We start from the raw sequence: 4,314 nt of genomic DNA, 5'->3' as shown, positions 1-4,314 counted from the left end.
TCGCGGCGGGCCCGGCCGGTGCCGTGCCGGACTCGTCCGCCGACGGCTTCGCCGTGCCCCGCAGCGGGACCTCCTTGACGAACAGCGCCGCCAGGAAGGCGAGGATCGCGACGGATCCGCCCACCAGGAACGCGATGTGCGTGCCCGAGGCCACCGCGTACTCGTACGCCTCACGCGCCGCGGCCGGCAGCTTCGCCGCGTCCAGCTGCGCCGACCGCTCGGTGACGCCCCCGCCGCCGCGCGCCGCCATCTCGTCCTGCACGCGTCCGGTGAACAGGGCCCCCATGATCGCGACGCCGAAGGAGCTGCCGAGCGTGCGGAAGAGGGTGGTGGAGGAGGAGGCGACACCCATGTCCTTCAGCTCGACGCTGTTCTGCGCGACGAGCATGGTGATCTGCATCAGGAAGCCCATGCCCGCCCCGAGGACCGCCATGTAGACGCCCGAGGTGAAGCGGGTGGTCTCCGTGTCCATGCTGGCGAGCAGGAAGAGGCCGGTGACCATCAGGGCGCTGCCCACGATCGGGAAGACCTTGTACTTGCCGGTGCTCGTGGTGACCCGGCCCGCGACCAGCGAGACGACCATCATGGCGAGCAGCATGGGCAGGAGCAGCAGCCCCGAATTGGTCGCGGAGGCACCCTGCACCGACTGCTGGTACAGCGGCAGGAAGAGCACCGCGCCGAACATCACGAAACCGGCCATGAAGCCGACCAGCGACATGAGGGCGAAGTTGCGGCTGCGGAAGATGTGCAGCGGCATGATCGGTTCGGCGGCCTTGGTCTCGACGAAGAGGAATCCGACGAGGGAGGCCACGCCCAGCGCGATGAGCTCCATGATGACGGCGGAGCCCCAGGCGTACTCGGTACCGCCCCAGGTGGTGACCAGCACGATCGCGGTGATGCCGACGGTCAGCAGCGCGGCGCCGAGGTAGTCGACGCGGTGCTCGGTCCGCTCCTTGCGGGGCAGGTGCAGGACCGCGGTGACCATGGCCAGCGCGACGGCGCCCAGCGGCAGGTTGATGTAGAAGCTCCAGCGCCAGCCCAGGTGGTCGGTGATGGTGCCGCCGACCAGCGGCCCGCCGATCATGGCGAACGCCATGACGCCGGCCATCATGCCCTGGTACCTGCCGCGCTCCCGGGGCGGTACCAGGTCGCCGATGATCGCCATGACGCCGACCATCAGACCGCCCGCGCCGAGGCCCTGGATCGCCCGGAACCCGATCAGCTGGCCCATGTCCTGGGCCATTCCGCTCAGCACCGAGCCGATCAGGAAGACCACGATGGACGTGAGGAAGACGCCCTTGCGCCCGTACATGTCGCCGAGCTTGCCCCAGATGGGGGTGGAGGCCGCGGTGGCCAGGGTGTAGGCGGTGACCACCCAGGACAGATGCTCCAGACCACCCAGGTCACCGACGATCGTCGGCATCGCGGTGCCGACGATGAGGTTGTCTAGCATGGCCAGGAGCATCGCGATCATCAGGGCGAGCACGACCACCCGGACGTTGCGTGCCTGTGGTTCCGCTTTCCCGGCCGCCGCCGCTTTCTTCAGTTCCGCCATGTCACGCGCTCCCCTGGTCCCCGTTACCGCTGCCGGTCCCCGGAACAGCACTTACTTGCCGCCCGGCTAGCTGACTACACTGGGGAAAAGTAGACCCGTAACTAGCCGGGCGTCAAGTAAGTTGAGGGAGAGTCGTCTCATGGGCAGCACGCCGCAACCGCGTCGGGGGAACACCCGCCAGCGCATTCAGGACGTCGCCCTGGAGCTCTTCGCCGAGCAGGGGTACGAGAAGACCTCGCTCCGCGAGATCGCCGAGCGGCTGGATGTCACCAAGGCGGCCCTCTACTACCACTTCAAGACCAAGGAAGACATCCTCAACGGCATCTTCGAGGATCTGAACCGGCCGGTCGAGGAGCTGCTGGCCTGGGGCGCGGAGCAGCCGCGGACGCTGGAGACGAAGAAGGAGATCCTGGTCCGCTACAGCGAGGCCCTCGAACTCGCCTCACCGCTGTTCCGCTTCATGCAGGAGAACCAGGCGACGGTCCGGGACCTGAGCATCGGCCACACCATGAAGCACCGGATCATCGCCCTGGTGGACCTGATCAAAGACCCCGACGCCCCGCTCACCGACCAGGTGCGCTGCTTCACGGCGCTGATGGCCATGCACGCGGGGTTCTTCGCCCTCAGAGACGCCGAAGGCGACCCCGAGGAGAAGCGCAAGGCTGCTCTCGAGGTCGCCGTCGAGCTGGTGAGCAAGGCCCACGAAGGGGGCCCCGCCGGGCCCGCCGCTTAAGGACGGGCACCGCGCGTCACACGCGGACGTGCACCGAGTTGAGGTAGGAGACCGGGTTGATCGCCGAACCGTAGTTCGGGGTCGTCCGGATCTCGAAGTGCAGGTGCGGACCGCTGGAGTTACCGGTGTTGCCGGACAGGGCGATCTTCTCGCCCGTGTTCACGTGCTCCCCGATCTTCACCTGGATCTTCGAGAGGTGGGCGTACTGCGAGTACTTGCCGTTGGAGTGCTTGATCACGATGGCGTTGCCGTACGCGGGGCCGTCGCCGCCACCGTTGGGGCCGGCCTTGACGACCGTGCCGGAGTGCGCGGCCACGACCTTGGTGCCGATCGGCACGGCGAAGTCCTGGCCGGAGTGCTTGTTGCTCCAGCGGTCGCCGCCGGTGCCGAAGGTGGCACTCAGCACGTACTTGTTGACGGGCGTCTTCCAGGCCGCCGCCTTGTTCTTCGCGGCGGTGGCGGCCTTGCTCTGGGCGGTCGCCTGCTGGGCGACGGAGTCGGCGGTGGTGGCCGCGCCGGCGAGGGCCGCGGTGCCCGCGGTACCCGTCGTGCCGGACGCGAACGCCGCGCCCGCACCGAACACCATCGACGCACCCAGGCCTGCGGCCACGACGGCGCCACTGACGCGGGACATGGACGGGCGGCGGGAGTGCTGGAACGTAACGCGCTTCGACATGCGGGGGAGAACCTCCGGGGTGACTGGACCCGGCGTCGACCGGGCTTGCTCCACCTTGGTAACCCGGGCCCCCCGAATCGCCCAAACACCCCATCTACGATGAAAAGCCGTAGAAGCGGGCGCGGGAATGGAACGCGGAGGCACGTCGTGCGGCCCGCGGAGATCTCCCGGGAAGGTTCCCCGGAACAGGTTTAACCCCTGTTCGAACCGCGTCCTTCTGGGACACGGGCCCCCGATCGCGGCGTTTCGCCCCGAACGCCGAAAGTCTCGGGACGTACGGGACCAAGGTCCCGGCGGGGGGCGGGGGCATTGCTCCTAGGGCGCGTAGTAGACCCGAAAAGGGCTGTGCGCCTTGTCACCGGCGAGCCCTCCGGAGGCCTCGATTCCGGGGTACCGAGAGGCTCGTCGGGGACCGCGCGCGGCACCTCGGACGGGGCGTCCCGGACGGTCGCCCGACGGTTCGGTGCTGCCCGCGTCCTGTGCGCCCCGCGTCCTGTGCGCCCCGGGCCCGGCGGGGGCCCGGCGGGTGCCGCGTCCCCATGGCTCCATGGCCGGGCCCCCTCGGCCGGAGGCCGGTGCCGTACGGCCGGGGCCGGCAGGCCGGGGCCGGGTGCGCCCATGGGCCCGACGAACGCCGCGGCCCCACGGCTCCATGGCCGGGCCCTGGCGGCCGGAGGCCGGTGCCGCACGACCAAGGACGGCCGCACACCACGGGCCCGACAAACGTTAGGCCCCACGGCTCCATGGCCGGGCCCTCTCGGCCGGCGGCCGGTGCCGCACACCAAGGACGGCCGCGCACCACGGGCCCGACAAACACCGCGTCCCACGGCTCCATGCCCGGCCCCCTCGGCCGGAGGCCGGTGTCCTGCGGCCGGGGCCGGCAGGACGAGGACGGGCGCCCCGCCCCGAGCCTCGGCGTCTCGGCCCTTCCGGGGTGGGGGCATGGCCCTCTGCCCGCCTACACCGCCCGCCGCCCCGCGCTCCGCGCCCCGCACGACCGGTTCGGGCCGCCACGGGCCCGAGCCCGACCGGTGGGGCCGAGCCGCCATACCCCGCAGGACGCCAGGGCGGGGACGCCCGGGCGGGGGCGGGGACGCAGATCCGCAGGAAACCCGAGGCCCGAGGGTCCCGGTCCCATGCCCGGCCCGAGCCGCCATAGGCGCCGGGTCCGATGAGGGGAAGAGCCGCCGCGCCGGCCGGGGGCCTTCGCCCGGGACCCGACCCGCCCCACGGATGCGGGCTCCGGGCCGAGGCACCTGAGCGCGGGCTCCGGGCCGAGGGCTCTGTGAGCGGAGAAGGCCCCACGGCCCCTGCGGCACCCGCCAGGCCCCTCGCCCCCACGCCCACCCC

General features: G+C 71.3%; 3 protein-coding genes. 1 reads left to right on the top strand and 2 read right to left on the bottom strand.

From position 1 onward, the window contains the following. Positions 1-1,555, bottom strand: a 1,555-nt coding sequence (locus tag IH13_RS0104175; protein WP_063837391.1) for an MDR family MFS transporter, incomplete at its 3' end; no start/stop codon positions are given. A gap of 139 nt (positions 1,556-1,694) precedes the next feature. Between IH13_RS0104175 and IH13_RS0104170 the strand changes: the two genes are divergently transcribed. Further along, entirely contained in the window at positions 1,695-2,288 is a 594-nt protein-coding gene (locus IH13_RS0104170; RefSeq protein ID WP_031081056.1) for a TetR/AcrR family transcriptional regulator, read from the top strand. A gap of 16 nt (positions 2,289-2,304) precedes the next feature. Here the strand turns inward: IH13_RS0104170 and IH13_RS0104165 are convergent, their stop codons facing one another. After that, on the bottom strand, positions 2,305-2,964 hold the full coding sequence (locus tag IH13_RS0104165) for a M23 family metallopeptidase (protein ID WP_031081054.1): 660 nt from the start codon (positions 2,962-2,964) through the stop codon (positions 2,305-2,307). Between the last annotated feature and the right edge of the window lie 1,350 nt (positions 2,965-4,314).

The sequence above is a fragment of the Streptomyces sp. NRRL WC-3549 genome (assembly GCF_000721935.1).
Lineage (GTDB): Bacteria > Actinomycetota > Actinomycetes > Streptomycetales > Streptomycetaceae > Streptomyces.
Note: the sequence above shows the minus strand (reverse complement) of the source record. Positions and strands in the feature narration are given on the sequence as shown.